This window comes from Nocardiopsis sp. CC223A, from assembly GCF_030766825.1.
Lineage (GTDB): Bacteria > Actinomycetota > Actinomycetes > Streptosporangiales > Streptosporangiaceae > Nocardiopsis.
Map to the genome: position 1 here is coordinate 1 of NZ_JASFDV010000102.1, position 22,042 is coordinate 22,042.

Below are 22,042 nucleotides of genomic sequence, written 5' to 3' on the forward strand. Positions count from 1 at the left end.
CTGCTCATCGACGGCGGCGACCCGCTGCGCGAGGTGACCCTGCCCTCCTGACCCGCCACCGGACGGCGGACGGCTCAGCCCCGCACCCGCTCCGCGTTCGCGACGATCGCGGCCCGCAGCCACTCCGCGGCACCGGGGGCGGTGTTCTCCTCGATCCCCCTCCGGAACCTCTCGTCCCGGACGTAGAGCTCGCTCTTGTTCACGTGGAACTCGTGGTCCATCGGATAGAACCACCGCGACACGTGGAGCCGGGACGCCTCCGCGACGTCCATCGCCGCGGTGCCGCGCGGGTCCGCCCCGGCGGCCATCAGTTCGCGGATCCTCGCCTCGATCGCCGCGTTGTCCCGGTTGATCCGCTCCCAGTCGGCCCTGCCGTACCCGGCGACGCGCCGGGCGGACTCGGCGTACGCCTCGGAACCGCCCCACCGTTGTTCGACCTCGTCGAGGTACTCCTCCTCGCGGTCCGCGAAACCACCCCAGACCTCGCGCTTGTCGTCGGCCGAGAGCGGGGACCTCTGTTCTCTCCTCGTCATGCCGCCACGCTAAAGCCCGACGTCGCGTCAGGGTCAAGCCCCGCACGGCCCGTCCCTCGTACTTTCGAGGGAGGCACGACCGGGCCGGGTCGCTTAGGGTGTGAGGGCGAACGAGAACCCCGCCGTGGACGGGCTTTGCGGCGTTCGGACGCCGACGCCCCGCCACCGCGGCGACCCCCTGCACACCGAGGTGGACACCCCATGACCGACGCCCCGCTCCCGTCCTCCCCCACGGGCTCCGACGACCGCCCCCCGGTCATCGACACCACCCGGACCCACTCGGCCCGGATCTGGAACTACTGGATGGGCGGCAAGGACCACTACCCGATCGACCGGATCGCGGGCGACGCGGTGGCCGAGGGCTTCCCGGAGATCGTGGACCTGGCCCGCACCAGCCGGAAGTTCCTCATCCGCGTCGTCACCCACCTGACGCAGGAGGCGGGCATCCGCCAGTTCCTCGACATCGGGACCGGGATGCCCACCGCCGACAACACCCACGAGGTGGCCCAGGCGATCGCCCCGGAGTCCCGGGTGGTGTACGTGGACAACGACCCCCTCGTGCTGGCGCACGCACGCGCCCTGCTGGTCGGCACCCCGGAGGGGGTCACCGACTACATCGACGCCGACCTGCGCGACCCCGACACGATCCTGGAGCGCGCCGCCGAGACCCTGGACTTCGACCGGCCCGTCGCGCTCATGCTCATGGGGATCCTGGGCCACATCCCCGAGGACGACGTCCAGCCGATCGTGCGCCGCCTGCTGGACGCCCTGCCCTCCGGCAGCTACCTGGCCAGCTACGACGGCGCCAACACCAGCGAGGCCTACAACAAGGCCATCGAGGCCGGCAACGAGCAGGGCGACGTGCCGTACCTGCTGCGCAGCCCGGAGTTCATCGCCGCCCGCTTCGAGGGCCTGGAACTGCTCGAACCCGGTGTGGTGCCCTGCCCGCGGTGGCGCCCGGCACCCCTGGAGGTCCACACCAAGCGCGGTCTGGACCAGTACGGCGGGGTGGGCCGCAAGCCCTGACCCGGGCGGCGGGCAGCCCGACCACGGCACCGGTCCCGCGACGTACCGGTCGAGGCGCGGGTCCTGGAGGAACATCCGGTGACCGCTCTGGCCGAGGCAGCGCAGAACGCCGACCTGCCGGTGGTCGGCGCACGGGGACGCCACGGATTCCCACGCGCCGCGCTGGGAACGACCGCGCACGGACTGCTGCACTGCGCCCCGTGCCCGCTCATGATCGTGCACGCCCCCTGAGCGGAGCAGGGACGGCAGCCCTCGCCGGGGCCGCGGACGGCCGGTGGACCGGCGCCGACCGGATCAGGGAGTGACGGAGCGCCACCGGACGTACTCGGGCACGATGTCGTCGACGCGCCAGCGCAGGTCGGAGTCGACCGCCACCACCCCCTCCACGGCCCTGATCCGGCGGATCATCGCCTGGGCCTCACTGCGGTGCTCCACGGTCCCCGACAACTTCACCACCCCGTCCTCGACGGCGACGACGGGGTCCTGGACACGTACCGGCCGCAGGGCCTCGGTGATCTCTTCGCGGGCCTCCCCGGCGATGTCGTCGTCCTCCCTGATGAACACCGACAGCAGGTCCCGCCTGCTCACGATCCCGATCAGGTGCCCGTCGCCGTCGGCCACCGGAAGGCGCCCGATCCCGTGGCGCTCCATCGAGCGGGCGGCGGCGACCACACTCCTGTCAGGGGACACGGTGACGGCTGGGCTCGTCATCAACCCGCCGGCGGTTCGGGCCTCGGCCTTGTCCGCCGCGCTGCCCCCCACGCCCGTCCGTGCCCGCAGCCGGGCGCGCAGCGGCGGCTGGTAGCCCCCTCCGGCGAACTCCTCCTTGTGCAGCAGGTCCTCCTCGGACACCACACCGACCACGTGCCCGCCATCGTCGGTCACCGGCAGCGCGCTCACCCGCCGCTCGATCAGCACCGAGGCGACGTCCCGGTAATCGGTGTCCTCGGCGACCGAGAAGACCTCGGTGGTCATGACGTCTCGTACGGTACGCATCACGGACTCCTCTCAGGTCCCGGGCCGGACGACGGGCGTGCGGCGCCGACAGGGTCGACACGGGTCGCCCGCGCCGGAGAACTCGCTCCGACTCCGCTCCTCGTCTGCCATCCTCCTTTCCCGGTCTCCGTGGGACCAGAGCCATGGGACCCCCTTGTACCGGGTCTTATGGAGTCATGCCCCGGACGGGACGTACGTCCCTGGGCGCGCCGCACGCGATCTGTCTAACCTGGGAAAAGAGGGTCCTCTAGCAGTCAGGGGAGAACAATGGCCCAGAACGGACGCACACCCGTGGTGGTGGCGGTCAACGGATCACCGGCGAGCGAACGCGCCGTGGACTGGGCGGCGGGCGAGGCCCGCCGGCGGGGCCTGCGGCTGCGCATCGTGTACGCCTTCTCCTGGCCCCTCTACCATTCCATGCCCCGGGACCTGCCGGGGTTCGACGTGGACGAGTTCGCCCTCCGCATCGTGGGGAGTGCACGTCGGCGCGCCCTGGAACTGGAGCCCGACCTCACCGTCGAAGCGGTGCACATCACCAGTGACCCGGTCACCGTTCTCCTGCTGGAGAGCCAGAAGGCGCACATGCTGGTCCTGGGCGCACACCACAGGACGGCCGTGGACGCCGTCATACCGGGGTCCACGGATCTGGAGATGCTCGTCTCCGCCTCGTGCCCCGTCGTGGTCGTGCCGGACCGGCCGCCCGGAACCGCTACAGGTCGCCTGCTGGTGGGGGTCGACGGTTCGGAGACCGCCCGGTTGGCCGTGGAATGGGCGTTCCCGGCCGCCGACGCCCGCGGGGCGGTGCTGCGCGCGGTGACGGTGCGCGAGGACCACGCCTGGTGGCGCTTCGGTGCGCTGGGGGAGCCGTCCTGGACCAGGACCGAAGAAGAGCAGGAGGCCGAGGAGGCGAAGGCGCAGGCGGCCGCCCGGCGGCTCCTGTCCGATGCGATCGCGGACGAACGTGCCCGGTGGCCGCAGGTACGGGTCGAGGAGGTCGTCGCGACGGGACACCCGGCCCAGGCCCTGTGCGTCGCCGCCCAGGACTGCGACCTGATGGTCGTCGGCTCGCACGGTCGGGGAGGCTTCGCCGGAATGCTGCTGGGTTCGGTGAGCCGACACGTGATCTCCCACAGCCCGTGCCCGGTCGCGGTCGTACGGCCGCCCCGTCGGCGGCCCGCGCAGGAGTGAGGGCGCTTCTCCCCGCGCCGCCCGCAGAGCAGGCGGCGCTCATACCGACGCGGTGCCCGGGGCGCCCGACGCCGGCAGACCGGCGGCGATCGTGTCGGCCCATGCGTCGATCTCGTCCCAGTCACGGAAGTCGCCGTAGCGACCTCCGATGAGCCGATAGAAGACCCGTCCCGGCAACGGGATGTGTTCCGGTTGCAGAGCACCGGCCAGCAGGCGGTGCTCGCGGAGATCGAATCCCCTGCACAGCTCCATGATCTCCTCGGGGTCCCGGGCGTGCTTCTCGAACCAGCCCCCGACGGCCCTGGCCAGGCCGACACTGAACAGCCAGACCGGGATCCGCCCGAGCGCGTCGGTGTCGGCGCGGACGTAGTCGGAGGCCTCGGTGAGCCAGGCTCCGTTGTGCACGGCGCTGCCCAGCACCGCTGCCTCGTAGCAATCCGCCCCTGGCGCTTCGGCCAACGGACGCACGTCCACGGTGCAGCCCCGCTCGCGCAGCCGGGCGGCGATCCTCCGGGCGACACCGCCCGTGGATCCGTGCTCACTCGCGTAACCCACCAGCACGGTCATGGCGGCACCTCCATCCCGTGTACTCGTTTCCGGGCCGGAATACGCTCGGGCGGCCGATGGCCGGCCCCCGCGCCCGCCTGCAACGAGAATCCGTAGTGGACGAGCGCCGGGAACCGGTACACGGGAGGGCCCCGCCACAGGGCGCGGCACCCCCGGGAGCCGCACCCCCGCCCTTCCGCGCCGGGCGCAGGCGGTGCCTCACACCGCCTACTCCTGGTCCTTGCGGGCGATGGGCACCCGGCGGCTGTTCTCCGAACGCCGGGTCAGGCCGATGCTCACCTCAAGGATGCCCTTGTCGTAGGAGGCGACGACGTCCTCCCCGGAGGCGTCCGCGGGGAGCGCGAGCGTGCGGCTGAAGGAGCCGTAGCGGAACTCCGAGTGCTGCGGGGTCGCCGTACTCTCGCTCCTTTCGGCCTGGATCGTCAGGACCCCGTGCTCGATGGTGACGGTGAGGTCCTTGTCGGGGTCCATCCCGGGTGCCTCCGCCCGGACCACGTACCTGTCGTCCTCCATCGCGGTCTCGACCCGCAGCCCTACGGGAGAACGCCCGGCGAAGAACGGTGCGTCGAACAGCTCGGCCAGGTCGGGGAGGCGGGGCGGTCCGGTCCGACGGGTGATGGCGTTCATGTCCTCATCTCCTTGATCCCCTCAGGTCATCGGCCCCGTCCCCGTAACGGCGGACGTCGGCCTCCCCTCCACTGGACCTCCGTCCGGCACTCCGGAACAGGCGTCGAAGGGTGCATCCCCTAGGGTCTTACGTCACACGTTCCGAGGGCCGTCGTCGACTGCGGCGAGCACGTGGAAGCCCTCCCCCTGGGCGAAGTGCCGACGCAGGACCGCGTACAGCTCGATGGCGACCCGCGCCGCGTACCGGCGTGCGTCGCCGCCGCCGTCCGGAGCGTCCTCGACCTCATCCAGTGCGGCGCGCAGGCGGCGGGTCAGCTCCGCGATCTCGGTGTGCTCACGGCTCATCGTCGCGGTGGTGTCCGGTCGGCCCAGGACGTCGGCGACCCTCGGATAGAGCAGCTGCTCGGCGCGCTGCTCGTGAGCGGGCGGCACCTCAAGGAACGCGCGCAGGTCCGAGACCGTCTCGGCCCGCTGATCCGTCCCGCCTCCGACGAGGGTCTCGGCGGCGGGCACCAGGGCCTCGATCCCCGGCCATAGCCGGGTGTGCGCCTCGGCCTCACGGGCCAGCCGGACGATGACGGCGAACGCGCTCGCCCGGGCGTCGGTGGTCGCCCGCATGCGGAAGGGGCCGCCGGCGTTGACGGTACCGCCGCGCACGTCCTGGTCCACGGCCCGCTCTACGGGGAGCGGCTCCCCGGTGACCGCCGACTCGTCCACCACGGCCGTGCCGTCCGTGACGCGCCCGTCCACGGGAAGCGTCTCGCCCGGCCGGACCAGCAGGTCCCCGGGGGCGCACCTCGTCGACGGGGACGGCGGACACCTCGTCGCCGTCGATCCGGTGTGCGGTGCGCGGTACCCGGGCGAGCAGAGCGCTCAGGTCCCGACGGGCACGGCGCCCGGCCCGGTCCTCCAGCATCCGGCCGCCGGTGAGCATGACGGCGATGATCGCACCAGCGAGCAGTTCGCCGACCGGGGCCCTCCGCCCGCAGTACGCCCGGCGGAGCGGGCGACGGCCCGCCGGAGGCCCGGACGGGCGGCCGTCCGCTCCCGCCGGGACGGCCCACCGGACCCGTGACGGGACCCCGGGAGGTTCGTGGCCCACCGGCGCGCGGCGCGGGGAGCGGGTTCCGCCGAAGGAGTCCGGGCGGGCCCGGGCCGCTCACGGCCGGGTGGTGAACGGCCCCGCGGGGTCAGCGGAAGACCACGGTGCTGCCGCCGTTGAGCAGGACCCGGTGCTCGCAGTGCCAGCGCACGGCCCGGGACAGCGCGAGCGCCTCGGCGTCGCGCCCCACCGTCGCCAGCGCGCCCGGGTCGTAGGAGTGGTCCACCCGCAGCACCTCCTGCTCGATGATCGGTCCTTCGTCGAGGTCGGGGGTCACGTAGTGCGCGGTCGCCCCGACGTACTTCACACCGCGGTCGTAGGCCTGGTGGTACGGCTTCGCGCCCTTGAAGCCGGGCAGGAACGAGTGGTGGATGTTGATCACGCGTCCTTCGAGCTTGGCGCACAGGTCGTCGGAGAGCACCTGCATGTACCGCGCGAGCACCACGAGGTCGGCGCGGTACTCCTCGACCAGCTCCAGCAGGCGCGCCTCGGCCGCGGGCTTGGACTCGGCGGTCACCGGCACGTGCACGAAGTCCAGGCCGGCCGCCTCGGCCATCGGCCGCAGGTCCCGGTGGTTGGACACCACTCCGACGATCTCCCCGCCGAGATTGCCCGCACGCCAGCGGAACAGCAGGTCGTTCAGGCAGTGAGCGGTCTTCGACACCATCACCAGGATGCGCGGCGGCCGCTCGTCCCGGATCTGGAACTCCATGGCGAACTCCCGCGCCACGGCGACGAACTCGCGCCGGAGGTCGTCGGCACCCGCCTCCGGCTTCGAGCACGAGAACGATGTCCGCAGGAACAGCCGGCCCCGGACGTCGTCGTCGAACTGCTTGTGCTCGACGATGTCGCAGCCCTGGTCGACCAGGAACTCGGTCACCGCGTGGACGATGCCCGACCGTTCCGGGCACCGGAGGGTGAGAACGAAGTTTCGCGCCACGATGGCCTCTCCTCAGTGTGAAGGGTTGGGGGTGCTCACGCGCACGGCGCGGGTCAGCACTCGACGACGTTGAGCGCGAGCCCGCCGCGGGCCGTCTCCTTGTACTTGTCCTTCATGTCGGCACCGGTCTCCCGCATGGTCTTGACGGCCTTGTCCAGGCTCACGTGGTGTACGCCGTCACCGCGTACCGACATCCGCGCCGCGGTGATGGCCTTGACGGAGGCGATCGCGTTGCGCTCGATGCAGGGGATCTGCACCAGGCCGCCCACCGGGTCGCAGGTGAGGCCGAGGTTGTGCTCGATCCCGATCTCCGCGGCGTTCTCCACCTGGGCGGGGGTGCCGCCGAGCACCTCGGCGAGACCGGCGGCCGCCATGGAGCAGGCGGAGCCGACCTCGCCCTGGCATCCGACCTCCGCGCCGGAGATCGAAGCGTTCTGCTTGAACAGCATGCCGATCGCGCCCGCGGTGAGCAGGAACCGCACGATCCCGTCCTCGTCGGCACCGGGCACGAAACGGTCGTAGTAGTGCAGGACCGCCGGAATGATCCCTGCCGCGCCATTGGTCGGCGCGGTCACGACCCGTCCGCCCGCCGCGTTCTCCTCGTTGACCGCGAGGGCGAACATCGTGACCCACTCCATGGCGCGCAGCGGATCCTCGGACTCGCCCGCGGCCTCCAGGCCGTCCCGCAGCGCCGCGGCGCGGCGCCGGACCCCGAGCCCGCCGGGCAGCACGCCCCGGGTCGCGGATCCGCGTTCGACGCACTCCCGCATCACCGCCCAGATCCCCAGCAGCCCGTCCCTGGTCTCCCGTTCTGTGCGGCGGGCCCGCTCGTTGGCCAGCATCACCCCGCTGAGGGACAGCCCGGTGCGGGCGGTGTGGTCCAGCAGTTCCTGAGCGGTGGAGAACGGGTACTCCACGGGCGTGGCGTCCTCGACGAGGGCCTTGGCCCCGGCGGCGTCCTCGTCCACGACGAAGCCACCGCCGACCGAGTAGTACGTCCGGTCCGCCACCGGCGCCCCCGAGCGGTCGAACGCGCGGAAGACCATGCCGTTGCTGTGGAAGTCGAGCCGCCTGTTCCGGTGCAGGACGACGTCGTCGTCGACGGAGAACCCGATCACGTGGCGGCCCGCCAGCTCCAGCTTCCCGGTCGCCGCCACATCGTCCGCCATCGGCCGGACCGCGACCGGGTCGACCGTGTCGGGCGCATGGCCCGCGAGCCCCAGCACCACGGCCCTGACGCTGCCGTGCCCGTGGCCGGTCGCGCCGAGCGACCCGAACAGCTCGACGCGCACCGAGGCGGTCCGCGGCAGCGCCCCCTCGTCCCGCAGGGCGTCCACGAACGTCCTGGCCGCGCGCATCGGGCCGACGGTGTGCGAGCTCGACGGCCCGATGCCGACCTTGAACAGGTCGAACACGCTCAGGCTCATGACAGGGCCGCCCGGTACTCGACGCAGGCGTCACTCAGCCACGCGGCGAGATACTCGGCGAAGGAGGACCTGACCAGCACGGTGAACGCGCCCGATCCGGCGTCGGCGACCCGCAGGATGATCCCGGTCCTGGCCAGCAGGGTCTGCACGCAGGTACCGGTCGGCGCCACCGACGGGTGCAGGTCGACGGCGCAGCCGTGGGCGAGGACGTCACGCGCGTGCGGCCCCGACAACGCCACCGTCGTGCGCTGGGCCGAGGTGTCCACGACCACGCCCCGCGCGGGGCGAAGGGCCGTGCGGAGCGCGTCCTCGACCGGCACCGACGAGTCGGGCGCGGCCACCACGAGGAACTCGTCGGGTCCCAGCCACAGGACCTCGACGTCGCCGAAGGGGCCTCTTCCCCGGGTGGACGTGCACGGGTGGGCCGGGAACGCGACGCCCAGCGCCCCGCCCATCCCGGCCACGGCGACCGGGTCGGAGACCCGCACGGTGAGCTGGGTCAGGAACGGTCGCTCGACCGCCGTCAGCGCGGGTTCGAGAGCGGCCAGCCGGTCCGTCCACGCGGCCAGCGGGCTGGTCCGGATGCCGATGTCAGCCGTCACGGCGGGCTCCTTCCTTGTCGTAGAACACGGACTCGGTCACGGTGACCGGCACGAGGTCGTCCCCGACGGGGACGTGGAGCGTCTCGCCGACGCGTTCGCGGCCGGAGCGCACGACCGCGAGCGCGAACGTCCGGCCCAGTGCGGCGCTGCGGTAGCTGGAGGTGACGTGGCCGAGCATCCGGACCGGCGGCTGAGGCAGTCGGTCGGTGTCGACGACCTGCGCGCCCTCCGGCAGCCGCAGGTCCGGGTCGACCGGCAGCAGCCCGACGAGCTGCTTGCGGTCCGGCCGGTTGTTCTCCGCCCTGGCGAAGGACCGCTTGCCGATGAAGTCGGCCTTCTTCTTCGACACGGCCCACGACATCCCCAGGTCCTGGGGGGTGACCGTGGCGTCGGTCTCCTGGCCGATGATGGGGTAGCCCTTCTCGGCGCGCAGCACATGCATCGTCTCGGTGCCGTACGGCGTGATCCCGTACCGCTCTCCCACCGCCATGAGCGCTTCCCAGACGGCGAGGCCGTGCCAGGCGGTCACGTTGATCTCGTAGGCCAGTTCCCCGGAGAAGCTGATCCGGCAGACCCGCGCGGGGACGCCCGCTCCCACGTCGAGGACGGTGTCCCGCCACTCCATGAACCCGAAGGCCTCGTTGCCCGCGTCCAGGCCGGGGGCGAGCCCGGCGAGCACGTCCCGCGACCGCGGCCCCACCAGCGGGATCGTGGCCCAGTGCTCGGTGACCGAGGTGGCGTACACGTCGAGGTGCGGCCACTCGGTCTGCAACCACTCCTCCATCCAGTCCAGGACCATCGCGGCGTTGCCGGTCGTCGTGGTCACCAGGAACCGGTCCTCCGCGAGCCGGATGACGGTGCCGTCGTCGATGACCATGCCGTCGACGCCGCACATCACCCCGTAACGGATCCCGCCGACCTTCAGGGCGCTCATCTTGTTCGTGTAGAGCATGTCGAGGAACGACCCGGCGTCCCTGCCCCGGAGATCGATCTTGCCCAGCGTCGAACCGTCCATCAGGGCGACGCCCTCGCGCGCCGCGCGGCACTCCCGCAGCACCGCGGCGTCCATGTCCTCGCCCGGCAGCGGGAAGTACCAGGGGCGCTTCCACTGCCCCACGTCCTCGAACAGCGCACCGTGCGCGACGTGCCAGGGGTGCAGCGCGGTCACGCGCGCCGGGTCGTGCAGACCACCGCGGTCCCGCCCGGCCAGCGCGGCGAACGACACCGGCGTGTACGGCGGCCGGAACGTGGTGGGCCGCTGCTCGGAGAGTTCGGTGCCCAGGGCCTCGGCGACCAGCCCCGCGGTGATCGTCCCGGACGTCTTGCCCTGGTCGTGTGCGGTGCCGATGGTCGTGTAGCGCTTGACGTGTTCGAGCGAGCGCAGCCCGGCGCCGGTGGCGCGCAGCACGTCGGACACCGTGGCGTCGCGCTGTAGGTCGACGAAGCGGGTGTCCGGAGCGCCTTCCGCGGGCTCACCCGGAACGCGCCACAGCACCAGGCCGGGCTGCGCATCGGTCCGCGTGTCCGACACCGGCAGCACGACCTCGCCCGCCGGCGCGGCACCCGCCGCGAGCGCGGCCGCGCGTCCGGCGTCGCGCCCCTGCCGGACGCACGAGGCGAAGTCCAGAGCGCCGGTCGCCGATCCCGCGACCCCGACGGCGGGCGGTTCCCCGCCGGGAACGAAGGCGCCGAGACCGGAGTCGTAGCGGAGCCTGCCGCGTGCCTGGCTGAACAGGTGCACGACGGGGTTCCAGCCGCCGGAGACCAGCAGGGTGTCGCAGTCGACGGTGTCGGCGGTCCCGTCCGTGCCGGGCATCGGGGCGATGCGGACGTCGGTGACCCGGTCCCCGCCCCCGGTTCCGGTGACGGCGTGGCCGGCGCGCACCTCGATGTCGCGGGCATGGCACCGGGCGGCGAGGACTCCGGGGGCGACGGGTCTGGCGTCGACGACCATCGCGACGTCCATCCCGGCCCTGGCGAGGTCGATCGCCGCGGTGTAGGCGCTGTCGTTGGTGGTGAAGACGACCGCCCGCGTGCCGGGCAGGACGCCGTAGCGGTGCAGGTAGGTGCGCGCCGAGCCGGCGAGCATGATTCCGGGGCGGTCGTTGTCGGCGAAGACGACGGGGCGTTCGTGGGCGCCGGTGGCCAGGACGGTCTGCTTGGCCCTGATCCGCCAGACGCGCTGGCGGGCCGTGTCGGCGGGCGCGTCGAAACCGAGGTGGTCGGTGCGGCGCTGTAGGGCGAGCACGAACCCGTCCTGGTAGACGCCGAAGGCGGTGGTGCGCTCCAGGACCAGCACCCCGGGGGTGTTCCGCAACTCCGCCACGATGCCGGCGACCCACTCCGCCGACGGCCGTTCGTCGAGGTACTCCCTGGTGCCGAGCAGCGCGCCCCCGGCCCGGGTCTGCTCGTCGACCACGACGACCCGGGCACCGCCGCGGGCGGCGGTGAGCGCGGCCACCAGGCCCGCGGGCCCCGCGCCGACGACGAGGACGTCGCAGTGCACGTGCTTGGCGTCGTAGCGGGCCGGGTCGGGCTCGGACGCCAGCCTGCCCTGTCCGGACAGGCCGCGCGCCACCAGTCCGTCGTAGAGCTCGACGGTGGTCGCGGTCAGCATCGGTTCCGGGAACGGCTGCTCGATCTGCACCAGGGACGTCGGGTCCTCCGAACCCGCCGCCACGATGCCGCGCGGCCTGCCGTACCTGATGCCGGTGCCGGTCCCGTGGACTCCGTTGGCCAGCAGCGCGGACGCCAGGGTGTCCCCGCGGTGCCCGGTCATCGGCCGGCCGTCGAAGGTGAACCGCAGTGTGGTCTCCCGGTCGATGAGCCCGCCGGTGGGCAGGCGGAAGGTCGCACTCACGAGACCACCTCGTCCTTTTCGCCGAGATCGGGCACCGGCTCACCGATGCGGTGGACGGACAGCAGGTCGTGGGTCCTGGTGTCGCGGACGGCGTTGAACCACCGGCGGCAGCCCGCGCTGTGGCTCCACCGCTCGGCGAACGGCCCGCTCGGGTTGTCGCGGAAGAACACGTACTGCGCCCACTCCTGGTCGGTCAGCGCCGAGGGGTCCTCGGGGTAGGCGACGTGCGCCTGGCCGCCGTAGTGGAACTCCGTTTCCTCGCGCGGCCCGCACCACGGGCAGGGGATGAGTTGCATGCCTGGCTCCTTGCTCTCAGTGCGCGACCGCGGCGGCGCCGTGCTCGTCGACGAGGGCGCCGGTGGTGAACCGTTCGAGGGTGAAGGGCTCGTTGAACCGGTGCGGCTTGTCGTGGGCGATGGTGTGCGCGAAGCAGTCGCCGACGCCGGGGGTGGCCTTGAAGCCGCCGGTGCCCCAGCCGCAGTTGAGGTAGAGGCCCTCGACCGGGGTGAGGCCGACGATCGGGGAGGCGTCCGGGCTGACGTCGACGATGCCCGCCCAGGTGCGCAGCAGGTGCGCCCTGGCGAAGACGGGGAACAGCTCCAGGGCGGCGGACATCTGCCGTTCGATGATGTGGAACGACCCCCGCTGGCCGTAGCCGTTGTAGCTATCGATGCCCGCGCCCATGACCAGTTCGCCCTTGTGCGCCTGGGACACGTAGACGTGCACCGCGTTGGACATCACCACGGTCGGGTGCACGGGTTCCAGCAACTCCGAGACCAGCGCCTGCAACGGGTGCGACGCGAGCGGGAGCCGGAGGCCGGCCATCGCCGCGAGGACCGAGCTGTGGCCCGCCGCGCACAGCCCGACGCGGCCCGCGGCGATGCGGCCGCGTGTGGTCTCCACCGCGGTGACCCGGCCGCCCGCCGTCCCGATGCCGGTGACCTCGCAGTTCTGGATGAGGTCGACGCCCATCGCGTGCGCGGCGCGCGCGTAGCCCCAGGCCACGTAGTCGTGCTTGGCGATCCCCGCCCGCGGCTGGTAGGTCGCTCCCAGCACGGGGTAGCGCACGTCCTGCGAGATGTCGACGATCGGGCAGACCTCCTTGACGCCCTGCGGGTCCAGCCACTCGGCGTCGATGCCGTTGAGCCGGTTGGCGTTGACCCGCCGCACGCTGTCGCGCACGTCCTGGAGGCTGTGGGCGAGGTTGAGCACCCCGCGCTGGTCGAACAGGATCGGGTAGCCGAGGTCCTCCTCAAGGCCCTCCCACAGCTTCAGGGAGTGCTCGTAGATGCCGGAGCTCTCGTCCCACAGGTAGTTGGACCGGATGATCGTGGTGTTGCGGGCCATGTTGCCGCCCGCCAGCCACCCCTTCTCCAGTACCGCCACATTCGTGATGCCGTGCACCTTGGCGAGGTAGTACGCGGTGGCGAGGCCGTGACCGCCGCCGCCGACGATCACGACGTCGTAGGAGGCCTTCGGTTCCGGGTCGTCCCACAGGAAGTCGGGGTGGTCGGGCAGGTGCGCACCGGGCGGCCGTGCCGGGGGGCTGGTCATCGCGGAGCCTCCAGCGGAAGTCGGGACCCTGTCTGGTCAACTACTGATATATCAAACTTCATAGTACCGTAGGTCACATGGGAACTCAGGTCAAGAACCAATCGTCGGGAGCGTCACTGGCGGAACAGGCCTACGCCGCGATCCGCGACAGCCTGGTGATGCTGGAGATCAGGCCGGGCGATCCGATCAACGAGGACCGGCTCAGCGCCGAACTCGGCATGGGACGCACACCGATCCGCGAGGCGTTGAAGCGCCTCGAAAGGGACCGCATGGTCGTCGCCTACCCGCGCCGGGGCACCTTCGCCACCGACGTGCAGATCTCCGACCTGGCACACATCTCGGAGGTACGGCGCACCCTGGAGCCGCTCGCCGCCTCGGCGGCGGCCGAGCGCGCCACCCCCGCCGACCGCGCCGAGCTCACCGAACTGCGGTCCCGGCTCGAAAGCGACCACGGGCAGGACAACACCGATCTGCTCCGTACCGACGTCAGCGTGCACCGGGCGCTCTACCGGTGCGCGTACAACCCCTTCCTGGAGGACACGCTGATCACCTACGACAGTCTGGCCACCAGGATCTGGTGCGTCTTCATCCCACGCCTGTCCGGGGTGACCGGCCACGTGGAGGAGCACATCCCCCTGCTGACCGCCGTCATCGAGGGCGAGTCCGACAGGGCGGCGGAGCTCGCGCTGCGACACGTCACCGGGTTCGAGCAGGCCATCCGCGCCCTGATCTGAACCGGGGAGCGCCGCCTCTGCGGGTTTCAGGAGCCGAGCCGGCAGTCGGTGCGCTCGGCCGGTTCGGCGACCGGGTGGCGGGCGAAGAGGTCGGGGCCGGCCCGGCGGGTCGTGGCCTCCTCCGCGACCGCCTTCGCACCGTTCTCACAGAACCCGAAGGGCCTGCGCCGTTCTCCGTCGGCCGCGAGCGGGTCCGGCCGGGCGCGGCCCGGGCGGTCGAACCCGGACCGTTGGTCGACCGGCGGCAGCGTCCGCACCGCTCGGCCGACGCCCGTCCGCTCCCGGCTGCGCTGGAGCGGGGCCGGCACACCGGTGGGCCCGGCCGCGGCACGGCCGGGCCCACCGACGCGCAGCGCGTCCTCGTCGACGTCGTGATCGGAAACGCGCTTCGCCATGGATCACACCCTGTCCTCGACGGCGTCGCCGTCCGCGGTGCGCGAGGGCTCTGAGCCGTTCGGCTCGGTCCAACCCTCATCGAGGAGGTTCTGCGAGACCTGCGCGGTGAGCCTCTCGCGCTCCATCTTGCGCTGGAGCCGCAGCTGGCGGCGGCGTTCCTCGCCGAACTGCTTCCACGTCGCGGCGCACATCACCAGCATGACGACGCTGAACGGCAGGGCGATGAGGATGGCGCCGACCTGGAGGGCGCTCAGTCCGCCCGCGAGCAGCAGCGTGATGGCCACCGCCCCCTCGGCCGACGCCCAGAACACCCGGCTCCAGACCGGGGTCTCCGTGGTCCCCCCGGAGGCCAGCATGTCGACCACGAGCGAGCCGGAGTCCGACGAGGTCACGAAGAACAGCACGATGAGGACGACCGCGCCCGCGACCAGGACGGTTCCCCCCGGCAGTTCGCCCAGCAGCCCGAAGAGGGCGGCCTCGGTGTCGACGGACCCGTCCGCCGCGACGCCTCCCCCGGAGCCGAACAGCTCGCGGTACAGGGCGCTGCCGCCGAACACGGTGAGCCACAGGAAGGTGACCGCGGTCGGCACCAGCAGGACGCCGGTGACGAACTCCCGCACCGTCCGGCCGCGCGAGATGCGCGCGATGAACACACCGACGAACGGCGCCCAGGACATCCACCAGCCCCAGTAGAACGTCGTCCACCAGCCCTGCCACTGGGCGCCGTCCTGGCGCTCCATCGCGGTGGTGTCGAAACTCAACTGGAGCAGGTTCTGGAAGTACAGCCCGATCGACTGCACGAACTCCCGGAGGATGAACAGCGTCGGGCCCATGACCAGCACGATGACCATCAGCACCACGGCGAGCCCCATGTTGATCTGGGAGAGCCACTTGACCCCCCGCTTCAGGCCGGTGGTCACCGAGAAGACGGCCAGCGCGGTGATCGCGCCGATCAGGATGATGTTCGTCCAGTTGCCCGGGTCACTGACGACGCCGAGCACGTCGAGCCCGGACGCGATCTGCAGAACGCCGAGGCCCAGCGAGGTGGCCACGCCGAACAGGGTCCCGATGACCGCGACGACGTCGATCAGATCGCCGAGCCACCCGTTGACCCGCCTGCCCAGCAGCGGCTCCAGCGCCCAGCGGATCGACACGGGGCGGTTCCTGCGATGGATCGCGTAGGCCATGGCCAGGCCGACGACCACGTAGATCGCCCACGGGTGCAGGCCCCAGTGCAGGAACGTCTGTACCAGCGAATGCTGGGCGAGTTCCTGCGGCGCGCCCTCGACGCCCGGTTTCGGGCTCGCGAAGTGGTTCAGGGGTTCGGCGACCCCCCAGAACACCAGCCCGATGCCCATTCCCGCGGCGAACAGCATCGAGAACCACGTGCTGAGCCTGAACTCGGGTTCCTCGTCGTCGGGCCCGAGTTTGATGTCGCCGAACCGGCCGAGACCCATCCGGATCGAGAACACCACGAACCCGCACACGATCAGGACGTAGTACCACCCGAACGTGCCGATCACCGTGTTCTGAACGGTGGTGATCGCCGCGGCCACGGTGTCGGCGAAGACCGCCGTGAACACGACGAACACCGTGACCAGAATCACTGAGGGCCAGAAGACCCTGGGGGCAGTGATCATTTCTACTCGTCTCCGTCCTCGTTGGGATCGAGTGCCTTCCGCACCCACTCGTGGAATGCGCCGATGTGGTGTTCGGAGGGCACCAGGACACCGCCGTCGGCGTAGGCCCGCGACGACATCGCGGGCTGGCAGCGCTCGCAGGCGTCGAAGTCCTGCTGGTTGACCCGGTGGAACAGTTCGACGGAGTGCGACACGTCGCGGCCGGACGCCACGACGTCCTTGCTGTACAGCCAGTCGCACTCCACGACGGTGCGGTCGGCGGACAGCGGGAACATCCGGTGCACGATCACGTGGTCGGGCACCAGGTTGACGAAGACCTGCGGCCGGACGGTGATCGCGTAGTACCTGCGGTCCTGCTCGGAGTCCACCCCGGACAGCCGCTCGAAGCCCTCGCTGCCGTCCACGGTGAATCCGGCGACGTCCTCACCGAAGGCCGCGCCGTGCCCGACGTAGTACTGGGCGGCGTAGCCGTCGGCGAACTCGGGCAGCACCTCGGTGAGCTCGGGGTGGATGGTCGCGCAGTGGTAGCACTCCATGAAGTTCTCGATGATGAGCTTCCAGTTCGCCCTGACGTCGTAGGTGATACGCCGTCCGAGGTCGAGCCCGCCGATCTCGAAGTTGTCGATGGCCTCCAGCGACCCCAGCCGTTCGACGACGTCGCCCTGCACCGTGTCTTCGAACGAGGGCGGCTCCCGGTCCAGGCACAGCCACGCGTAGCCGAGCCACTCCCGCAGGTGCACCGGCTTGAGGCCGTACTCGGTGCGGTCGATGTCCGGCATCGAGGTCAGATTGGGGGCGGCGACCAGCTTCCCGTCGAGCCCGTAGGTCCAGGCGTGGTAGGGGCACTGGAAGTTGCGCCTGACGCTGCCCGACTCCTCCGTGCAGAGCCTGGCGCCCCGGTGGCGGCAGATGTTCAGGAAGGCGCGCAGCGCGCCGTCGCGGGACCGGGCGACGATCACGCTCTCACGTCCGATCTGGACGGTGCGGAAGTCGCCGGGCTTGGGCAGGTCGGCGCTGCGCACCGCGCAGAACCACATCCGCTCGAAGATCTTCTCCTGTTCGAGGGCGAAGACGCCCGGGTCCGTGTAGGTGTGGCCGGGCAGGGTCGGGATCAGGCTCTCGGGCAGCGCGGAACCACCGGTGGCCGGGGGGGCTACGAGGTTCTCGGTCATTTACTCCGTCTCCGTACTGTGCGGGCGCCGACGGGGGCGCCGGGGACCGAAGGAAGGCAGGGCCGGGGCGTGTTCGGCGGATGCTTTCGTGCGGCTCGGCGCTTGCGCCGAGTGCTGGGAGCGGCCGCCAGGCGATCTCTCGCAAGACGACAAGCGCAGTTCAGCCCGGGGTCGGCTGTCCAAGCGAAGGCGGCGCGGCGAGAGGCGGTCCGGCGGCTCCGTGGAAGTACCGCACCGAAGGTGTCCGTAAGCGGGAGGTGCCGCACCGAAGGTGTCCGTTGAGGGTGGTGGTGGGCGGTGGTGGGCGACGGGTGGGCGGTGGTGGGCGACGGGTGGGCGGTGGTGGGCGACGGGTGGGCGGTGGCGGGCGACGGGTGGGCCCGGAATGATCCGCCGAACACGCCCTGGGGCGCTGCGGGGCCCGGATCGGCCGGCACCGCGCCGACTCACGACCGGATCCGGGTCATGTCGGGGTCGAAGAGCGGCTCGGCCGCCACCACCGCGGGGACGCGTTCACCGAAGTACTCGATCTCGACGGGGGTGCCGGGGCGGGAGACGTCCGCGGGAAGCCACGCGTAGGCGATGTTCCTGCCGACGGTGTAGCCGCGTGCGGCGCTGGTGACGTAGCCGACCGGTGCGCCGTCGGCGCGGACCGGTTCGGAGCCCATGACGACCTGGTGGGGGTCGTCGATGGTCAGGCAGGTGAGCCTGCGTGAGACGGTGTCCTCGGAGCGGTTCCTCAGGGCGTTCTTCCCGTGGAAGTAGCCCTTGTCCATGCGCACCGCGAAGCCGAGTCCGGCCTCGTACGGGTCGTGTTCGGTGGTCATGTCCGTCCCCCAGGACCGGTAGCCCTTCTCCAGCCGCATGCTGTTGAAGGCGCTGCGGCCCGCGGCGATCACGCCGAGGTCCCGCCCCGCCTCCCAGAGGGTGTCCCACAGGCGGCGGCCCAGGTCGGCGGTGGTGTAGAGCTCCCAGCCCAGCTCACCGACGTAGGACAGGCGCATCGCGGTCACCGGGACGTCGCCGACGAAGGCCTGCTTCGACTTGAAGTAGCCCAGTGCCCTGTGCGAGAAGTCCTCGCGGGTGAGCGGCTGGAGGAGCCGCCGCGCGGCGGGGCCCCACAGCCCGATGCAGCAGGTGCCCGCCGTGATGTCGCGGATCTGCACGCGCCCGTTGGGCGGAAGGTGCCTGCTCAGCCAGTCGAGGTCGATCGGGCCGTTGGCCCCGACCTGGAAGCGGTCCTCGGAGAGCCGGGCGACGGTGAGGTCGCTGCGGATCCCGCCGTCCTCGTTGAGCATGAGGGTGTAGACGACCGATCCCACCTTGCGGTCGAGCTGGTTGGTGGTCATCGTCTGGAGGAACGTCAGCGCCTCGGGGCCGGTGACCTCGAACCGCTTCAGGGGTGTCATGTCGAACATCGCCACCCGCTTGCGGGCCACCAGCGCCTCGGCTCCCGCGATCGGCGACCAGTACCGGGCGGCCCAGTCGTTGCGCTCGGGGATCTCCCCGACCTCGGGCAGGTCCGCGTTGGCCTCGTACCAGTGCGGCCGCTCCCAGCCCGCCCCCTCCAGGAACACCGCGCCGAGCTCGACCTGCCGCTCGTGGAAGGGGCTGGTCCGCAGCGGGCGCGGGCGCTCGGCGGGCTGCAACGGGTGCAGCACGTCGTAGACCTCGTCGAAGGCCTGGCAGCTCCGCAGGTGGACGTGCTCCGGTCCCCGCTCGACCTCCTCGAACCGGCTGAGGTCGCAGCCGTGCAGGTCGATGGCGGGCTGGCCGTCGACCAGCCACTCCGCCATCGCCCGGGCCACCCCCGCGGAGTGCGTGATCCACACCGCCTCGGCCACCCAGAAACCCTGGAGGTCGGGGTGTTCGCCGAGCAGGGGGTTGCCGTCGGGGGTGAAGGAGAACAGCCCGTTGATCCCCTCGTCGACCTTGGCGTCGGCGAGGCACGGCAGCAGGTCGACGGAGTCCTCCCAGGACCTGTCGAAGTCGTCCGGGGTGAACGGCATCTCCGACGGCATGGTCGGCGCGGCACCGGGGTCGGGGATGTCGTCGGCGGAGACCGGCATCGGGCGGTGCTCGTAGGCGCCGATGCCGAGGCGGTCGACGTGCTCACGGAAGTACAGGCCCGCCTCCTGGTGCCGCAGCAGCGGCTTGGTCATCTCGCGCAGTTCGTCGTTGACCCCCTGGAGGACCTTCAGCGGCGACGTCTTGGCGTACTGGTGCGCCATCGGGACCAGCGGGATGTCGAGGTCGACCATGCGGCCGATCCGCGGGCCCCACATGCCGACGCAGGAGACGACGATGTCGGCCGCGAAGGTGTCGTGCTCGGTGACGACGGCCCGGACCCGTCCGCCGTGGCGTCCGATGCCGGTGACCTTGTGGTGCGCGAGGAAGCGCGCGCCGCGGTCGATCGCGCGCCGCGCCTGGGCCTCGGCCGCGCGCACGGGCTTGGCCAGGCCGTCGGTGGGGATGTGGAACCCGCCGAGGATCTTGGCGGGATCGAGCAGCGGGTGCAGCACGGCGCACTCGCCGGGGTCGCGCAGGTGGCTCTCCACGCCCCACGACGTCGCCCAGCCGTGCCGGCGCTTCAGGTCGGCCCAGCGTTCCGGGGTGGTCGCCACCTCCAGGCCGCCGAGCTGCTGGAAGCACCACTCGCCGTCGAGCGTCAGCGCGGTGTACTTCTCAACGGTGTACTTGGCGAACTCCGTCATGGTCTTGCATCCGGTGGTCTGGAACACCAGGCCGGGTGCGTGGGAGCTGGATCCGCCGGTGGCGAACAGCGGCCCCTGTTCGAGCACGGTGACGTTGGTCCAGCCGCGCGCGGTCAGTTCGTCGGCCAGCGCGCAGCCGACGATGCCCGCTCCGATGAGCACGACACGTGGTTGGGTCGGCATCGAGGTCCTCCTGATCGTGTGGTCGGAGTGCGTCAGGACCCGCGCTGAATCCAGCTGTCGAGGTGCGGCGCCTCGGCGCCGACGGTCGTGGTGGGGCCGTGTCCGGTGCGGACGACGGTGTCGGCGGGCAGGGTCAGCAAGGTGTCCCGGATCGACTCGATGATGGTCGGGAAGGAGGAGTACGAGCGGCCCGTGGCACCCGGCCCTCCCCGGAACAGGGTGTCGCCGGAGAAGACGGCGCCCAGGTCGGGGGCGTACAGCGAGACCGCTCCCCAGGTGTGGCCCGGCGTGCCGAGTACCCGTAGCGTCGTCCCGGCCACCGTGACGGACTCCCCGTGGGCCAGCCAGGCGTCGGGGGCGCGGTCCGGGTGGACGGACCGCCAGAGCGGTTCGTCGTCGGGATGGATCAGGATCGGCCCGCCGGTCTTGTCCGCCACCTCGGCGGCGGCGTTGATGTGGTCGTCGTGCCCGTGGGTGCAGATCACTCCGACCACGGTGCGGCCGCCGATCGCCGCCAGCACCGCCTCGGCGTCGTGCGCGGGATCGATGACGACGGTCTCCCCGTCGTCGCCGACCAGCCACACGTTGTTGGACACCTCCCAGGTGCCCCCGTCGAGGCTGAAGGTCCCGGAGGTCTCAAGGTGCTCGATCCGCGCGCTCACAGGACCACCACCGATCGCAGGACGCGTCCGTCGTGCATGTCCTCGAAGGCGCGCTCGACGTCGCCGATGCCGATGGTCTCGGTGACGAAGGCTCCCAGGTCGAGCCTGCCCTGGAGGTAGAGGTCGACGAGCATGGGAAAGTCGCGGCTCGGCAGGCAGTCGCCGTACCAGGAGGACTTCACCGCTCCGCCGCGGCCGAACACGTCGATGAGCGGGAGGTCGATGGTCATGTCCGGTGTGGGGACGCCGACCAGCACCACCGTCCCGGCGAGGTCGCGGGCGTAGAACGCCTGGCGGAAGGTCTCCGGCCTGCCGACCGCGTCGATCACGACGTCCGCCCCGTGACCGCCGGTCAGCTCCCGGATCGACTCGATCACGTCCTGGGTGCGTGCGTCCACCGTGTGGGTCGCGCCGAACCGTTCGGCCCATTCGAGCTTGCGCCGGTCGAGATCGACGGCGATGACCGTGTCGGCGCCCGCCAACCGGGCACCCGCGATGGCCGCGTCACCGACACCGCCGCAGCCGAGGACGGCCACGCTGTCCCCGCGGCCGACCGCCCCGGTGTTGATCGCGGCGCCGATGCCCGCCATGACGCCGCAGCCGAGCAGCCCGGCCACCTCCGGCGGTGTCCTCGGGTCGACCTTGGTGCACTGGCCGCTGTGGACGAGGGTCTTCTCGGCGAAGGCCCCGATGCCCAGGGCGGGGCTCAGCGGGGTGCCGTCCTTGAGCGTCATCGGCTGCGCGGCGTTGTGGGTGTCGAAGCAGTACCAGGGCCGTCCGCGCTTGCACGCCCGGCACGCGCCGCAGACGGCACGCCAGTTGAGGACGACGAAGTCCCCCGGTTCCAGGCCGGTGACACCGTCGCCGACGGCCTCCACCACCCCGGCGGCCTCGTGGCCGAGCAGGAACGGGAACTCGTCGTTGATGCCGCCTTCCCGGTAGTGCAGGTCGGTGTGGCAGACCCCGCAGGCCAGCACCTTCACCAGGGCTTCCCCGGGGCCGGGATCGGGCACCAGGATCGTCTCGACGGAGACCTCGGCCCCGCGCCCCGCGGCCACAACACCGTTCACTGCGTGTACCACTGGTCTTCTCCTGTCGTGTCGTGACTCGTCACAGGTC

20 protein-coding genes and 1 pseudogene are annotated in these 22,042 nt (G+C 71.6%); 4 read left to right on the forward strand and 17 right to left on the reverse strand.

The window, feature by feature from the left end; genetic code table 11:
- Nucleotides 1–74 precede the first annotated feature (74 nt).
- Nucleotides 75–533, reverse strand: coding sequence for a TipAS antibiotic-recognition domain-containing protein (locus tag QJS33_RS27800; RefSeq protein ID WP_306371026.1), 459 nt, complete (start codon nucleotides 531–533; stop codon nucleotides 75–77).
- Between the two features lie 201 nt (nucleotides 534–734).
- Between QJS33_RS27800 and QJS33_RS27805 the strand changes: the two genes are divergently transcribed.
- Together QJS33_RS27805 and QJS33_RS27810 are read left to right on the forward strand one after the other, a co-directional pair.
- On the forward strand, nucleotides 735–1,559 hold the full coding sequence (locus QJS33_RS27805) for an SAM-dependent methyltransferase (RefSeq protein ID WP_306371027.1): 825 nt from the start codon (nucleotides 735–737) through the stop codon (nucleotides 1,557–1,559).
- 36 nt (nucleotides 1,560–1,595) lie between these two features.
- A pseudogene (locus tag QJS33_RS27810) lies at nucleotides 1,596–1,790 on the forward strand (universal stress protein); the annotation flags it as partial.
- A 63-nt stretch (nucleotides 1,791–1,853) separates the two neighbouring features.
- On the opposite strand, the gene QJS33_RS27815 reads toward QJS33_RS27810, so the two are convergent.
- Nucleotides 1,854–2,555 carry a CBS domain-containing protein gene (locus QJS33_RS27815; RefSeq protein WP_306371028.1) on the reverse strand — a complete coding sequence of 234 codons (702 nt, stop codon included), beginning with the start codon at nucleotides 2,553–2,555 and terminating at the stop codon, nucleotides 1,854–1,856.
- Nucleotides 2,556–2,822: 267 nt separating this feature from the next.
- Between QJS33_RS27815 and QJS33_RS27820 the strand changes: the two genes are divergently transcribed.
- Entirely contained in the window at nucleotides 2,823–3,743 is a 921-nt protein-coding gene (locus tag QJS33_RS27820) for a universal stress protein (RefSeq protein WP_306371029.1), read from the forward strand.
- Nucleotides 3,744–3,782: 39 nt separating this feature from the next.
- Here QJS33_RS27820 and QJS33_RS27825 read toward each other — a convergent pair whose 3' ends face one another.
- From QJS33_RS27825 to QJS33_RS27865, 9 genes are all read right to left on the reverse strand, one after another.
- Nucleotides 3,783–4,310: a flavodoxin domain-containing protein gene (locus tag QJS33_RS27825; protein WP_306371030.1), complete on the reverse strand. Its 528-nt coding sequence runs from the start codon at nucleotides 4,308–4,310 to the stop codon at nucleotides 3,783–3,785.
- Nucleotides 4,311–4,517: 207 nt separating this feature from the next.
- Complete coding sequence (locus tag QJS33_RS27830; RefSeq protein ID WP_306371031.1) at nucleotides 4,518–4,937, reverse strand: Hsp20/alpha crystallin family protein; 420 nt, start codon at nucleotides 4,935–4,937, stop codon at nucleotides 4,518–4,520.
- Nucleotides 4,938–5,069: 132 nt separating this feature from the next.
- Complete coding sequence (locus tag QJS33_RS27835; RefSeq protein ID WP_306371032.1) at nucleotides 5,070–5,687, reverse strand: hemerythrin domain-containing protein; 618 nt, start codon at nucleotides 5,685–5,687, stop codon at nucleotides 5,070–5,072.
- A gap of 440 nt (nucleotides 5,688–6,127) precedes the next feature.
- Complete coding sequence (gene purU / locus QJS33_RS27840) at nucleotides 6,128–6,979, reverse strand: formyltetrahydrofolate deformylase (RefSeq protein WP_306371033.1); 852 nt, start codon at nucleotides 6,977–6,979, stop codon at nucleotides 6,128–6,130.
- A 53-nt stretch (nucleotides 6,980–7,032) separates the two neighbouring features.
- Complete coding sequence (locus QJS33_RS27845; protein ID WP_306371034.1) at nucleotides 7,033–8,406, reverse strand: L-serine ammonia-lyase; 1,374 nt, start codon at nucleotides 8,404–8,406, stop codon at nucleotides 7,033–7,035.
- Entirely contained in the window at nucleotides 8,403–9,008 is a 606-nt protein-coding gene (locus QJS33_RS27850) for a sarcosine oxidase subunit gamma (protein ID WP_306371035.1), read from the reverse strand. The genes QJS33_RS27845 and QJS33_RS27850 overlap by 4 nt, the downstream gene beginning before the upstream one ends.
- Entirely contained in the window at nucleotides 8,998–11,868 is a 2,871-nt protein-coding gene (locus QJS33_RS27855; protein ID WP_306371036.1) for a 2Fe-2S iron-sulfur cluster-binding protein, read from the reverse strand. The genes QJS33_RS27850 and QJS33_RS27855 overlap by 11 nt, the downstream gene beginning before the upstream one ends.
- Entirely contained in the window at nucleotides 11,865–12,164 is a 300-nt protein-coding gene (locus QJS33_RS27860; protein ID WP_306371037.1) for a sarcosine oxidase subunit delta, read from the reverse strand. Before QJS33_RS27860 ends, QJS33_RS27855 begins: the two co-directional genes overlap by 4 nt.
- A 16-nt stretch (nucleotides 12,165–12,180) precedes the next feature.
- Nucleotides 12,181–13,422, reverse strand: coding sequence for a sarcosine oxidase subunit beta family protein (locus QJS33_RS27865; protein WP_306371038.1), 1,242 nt, complete (start codon nucleotides 13,420–13,422; stop codon nucleotides 12,181–12,183).
- 77 nt (nucleotides 13,423–13,499) lie between these two features.
- Here QJS33_RS27865 and QJS33_RS27870 point away from each other — a divergent pair, with 77 nt between their 5' ends.
- A complete protein-coding gene (locus tag QJS33_RS27870) occupies nucleotides 13,500–14,156 on the forward strand; it encodes a GntR family transcriptional regulator (protein ID WP_306371039.1) in 657 nt (218 codons plus the stop codon).
- Between the two features lie 26 nt (nucleotides 14,157–14,182).
- Here the strand turns inward: QJS33_RS27870 and QJS33_RS27875 are convergent, their stop codons facing one another.
- The 6 genes from QJS33_RS27875 to QJS33_RS27900 all read right to left on the reverse strand — a co-directional run bounded on the left by QJS33_RS27875 (nucleotide 14,183) and on the right by QJS33_RS27900 (nucleotide 22,005).
- The gene (locus tag QJS33_RS27875; protein ID WP_306371040.1) at nucleotides 14,183–14,551 is read right to left on the reverse strand and encodes a hypothetical protein; all 369 of its coding nucleotides are present in this window, start codon (nucleotides 14,549–14,551) and stop codon (nucleotides 14,183–14,185) included.
- Nucleotides 14,552–14,554: 3 nt separating this feature from the next.
- Entirely contained in the window at nucleotides 14,555–16,192 is a 1,638-nt protein-coding gene (locus tag QJS33_RS27880) for a BCCT family transporter (RefSeq protein WP_306371041.1), read from the reverse strand.
- Between the two features lie 2 nt (nucleotides 16,193–16,194).
- Nucleotides 16,195–17,364: an aromatic ring-hydroxylating dioxygenase subunit alpha gene (locus QJS33_RS27885; protein WP_306371042.1), complete on the reverse strand. Its 1,170-nt coding sequence runs from the start codon at nucleotides 17,362–17,364 to the stop codon at nucleotides 16,195–16,197.
- A 446-nt stretch (nucleotides 17,365–17,810) separates the two neighbouring features.
- On the reverse strand, nucleotides 17,811–20,261 hold the full coding sequence (locus QJS33_RS27890; RefSeq protein WP_306371043.1) for an FAD-dependent oxidoreductase: 2,451 nt from the start codon (nucleotides 20,259–20,261) through the stop codon (nucleotides 17,811–17,813).
- 32 nt (nucleotides 20,262–20,293) lie between these two features.
- A complete protein-coding gene (locus QJS33_RS27895; protein ID WP_306371044.1) occupies nucleotides 20,294–20,923 on the reverse strand; it encodes an MBL fold metallo-hydrolase in 630 nt (209 codons plus the stop codon).
- A complete protein-coding gene (locus QJS33_RS27900; protein ID WP_306371045.1) occupies nucleotides 20,920–22,005 on the reverse strand; it encodes an S-(hydroxymethyl)mycothiol dehydrogenase in 1,086 nt (361 codons plus the stop codon). The genes QJS33_RS27895 and QJS33_RS27900 overlap by 4 nt, the downstream gene beginning before the upstream one ends.
- Nucleotides 22,006–22,042 lie beyond the last annotated feature (37 nt).

What these genes read in the sequence shown, in the direction of transcription:
- QJS33_RS27800 (WP_306371026.1), bottom strand. Translation starts at nt 533, where the DNA reads ATGACGAGGAGAGAACAGAGGTCCCCGCTCTCGGCCGACGACAAGCGC.
- QJS33_RS27805 (WP_306371027.1), top strand. Translation starts at nt 735, where the DNA reads ATGACCGACGCCCCGCTCCCGTCCTCCCCCACGGGCTCCGACGACCGC.
- QJS33_RS27815 (WP_306371028.1), bottom strand. Translation starts at nt 2,555, where the DNA reads ATGCGTACCGTACGAGACGTCATGACCACCGAGGTCTTCTCGGTCGCC.
- QJS33_RS27820 (WP_306371029.1), top strand. Translation starts at nt 2,823, where the DNA reads ATGGCCCAGAACGGACGCACACCCGTGGTGGTGGCGGTCAACGGATCA.
- QJS33_RS27825 (WP_306371030.1), bottom strand. Translation starts at nt 4,310, where the DNA reads ATGACCGTGCTGGTGGGTTACGCGAGTGAGCACGGATCCACGGGCGGT.
- QJS33_RS27830 (WP_306371031.1), bottom strand. Translation starts at nt 4,937, where the DNA reads ATGAACGCCATCACCCGTCGGACCGGACCGCCCCGCCTCCCCGACCTG.
- QJS33_RS27845 (WP_306371034.1), bottom strand. Translation starts at nt 8,406, where the DNA reads ATGAGCCTGAGCGTGTTCGACCTGTTCAAGGTCGGCATCGGGCCGTCG.
- QJS33_RS27860 (WP_306371037.1), bottom strand. Translation starts at nt 12,164, where the DNA reads ATGCAACTCATCCCCTGCCCGTGGTGCGGGCCGCGCGAGGAAACGGAG.
- QJS33_RS27865 (WP_306371038.1), bottom strand. Translation starts at nt 13,422, where the DNA reads ATGACCAGCCCCCCGGCACGGCCGCCCGGTGCGCACCTGCCCGACCAC.
- QJS33_RS27870 (WP_306371039.1), top strand. Translation starts at nt 13,500, where the DNA reads ATGGGAACTCAGGTCAAGAACCAATCGTCGGGAGCGTCACTGGCGGAA.
- QJS33_RS27875 (WP_306371040.1), bottom strand. Translation starts at nt 14,551, where the DNA reads ATGGCGAAGCGCGTTTCCGATCACGACGTCGACGAGGACGCGCTGCGC.
- QJS33_RS27880 (WP_306371041.1), bottom strand. Translation starts at nt 16,192, where the DNA reads ATGATCACTGCCCCCAGGGTCTTCTGGCCCTCAGTGATTCTGGTCACG.
- QJS33_RS27885 (WP_306371042.1), bottom strand. Translation starts at nt 17,364, where the DNA reads ATGACCGAGAACCTCGTAGCCCCCCCGGCCACCGGTGGTTCCGCGCTG.
- QJS33_RS27890 (WP_306371043.1), bottom strand. Translation starts at nt 20,261, where the DNA reads ATGCCGACCCAACCACGTGTCGTGCTCATCGGAGCGGGCATCGTCGGC.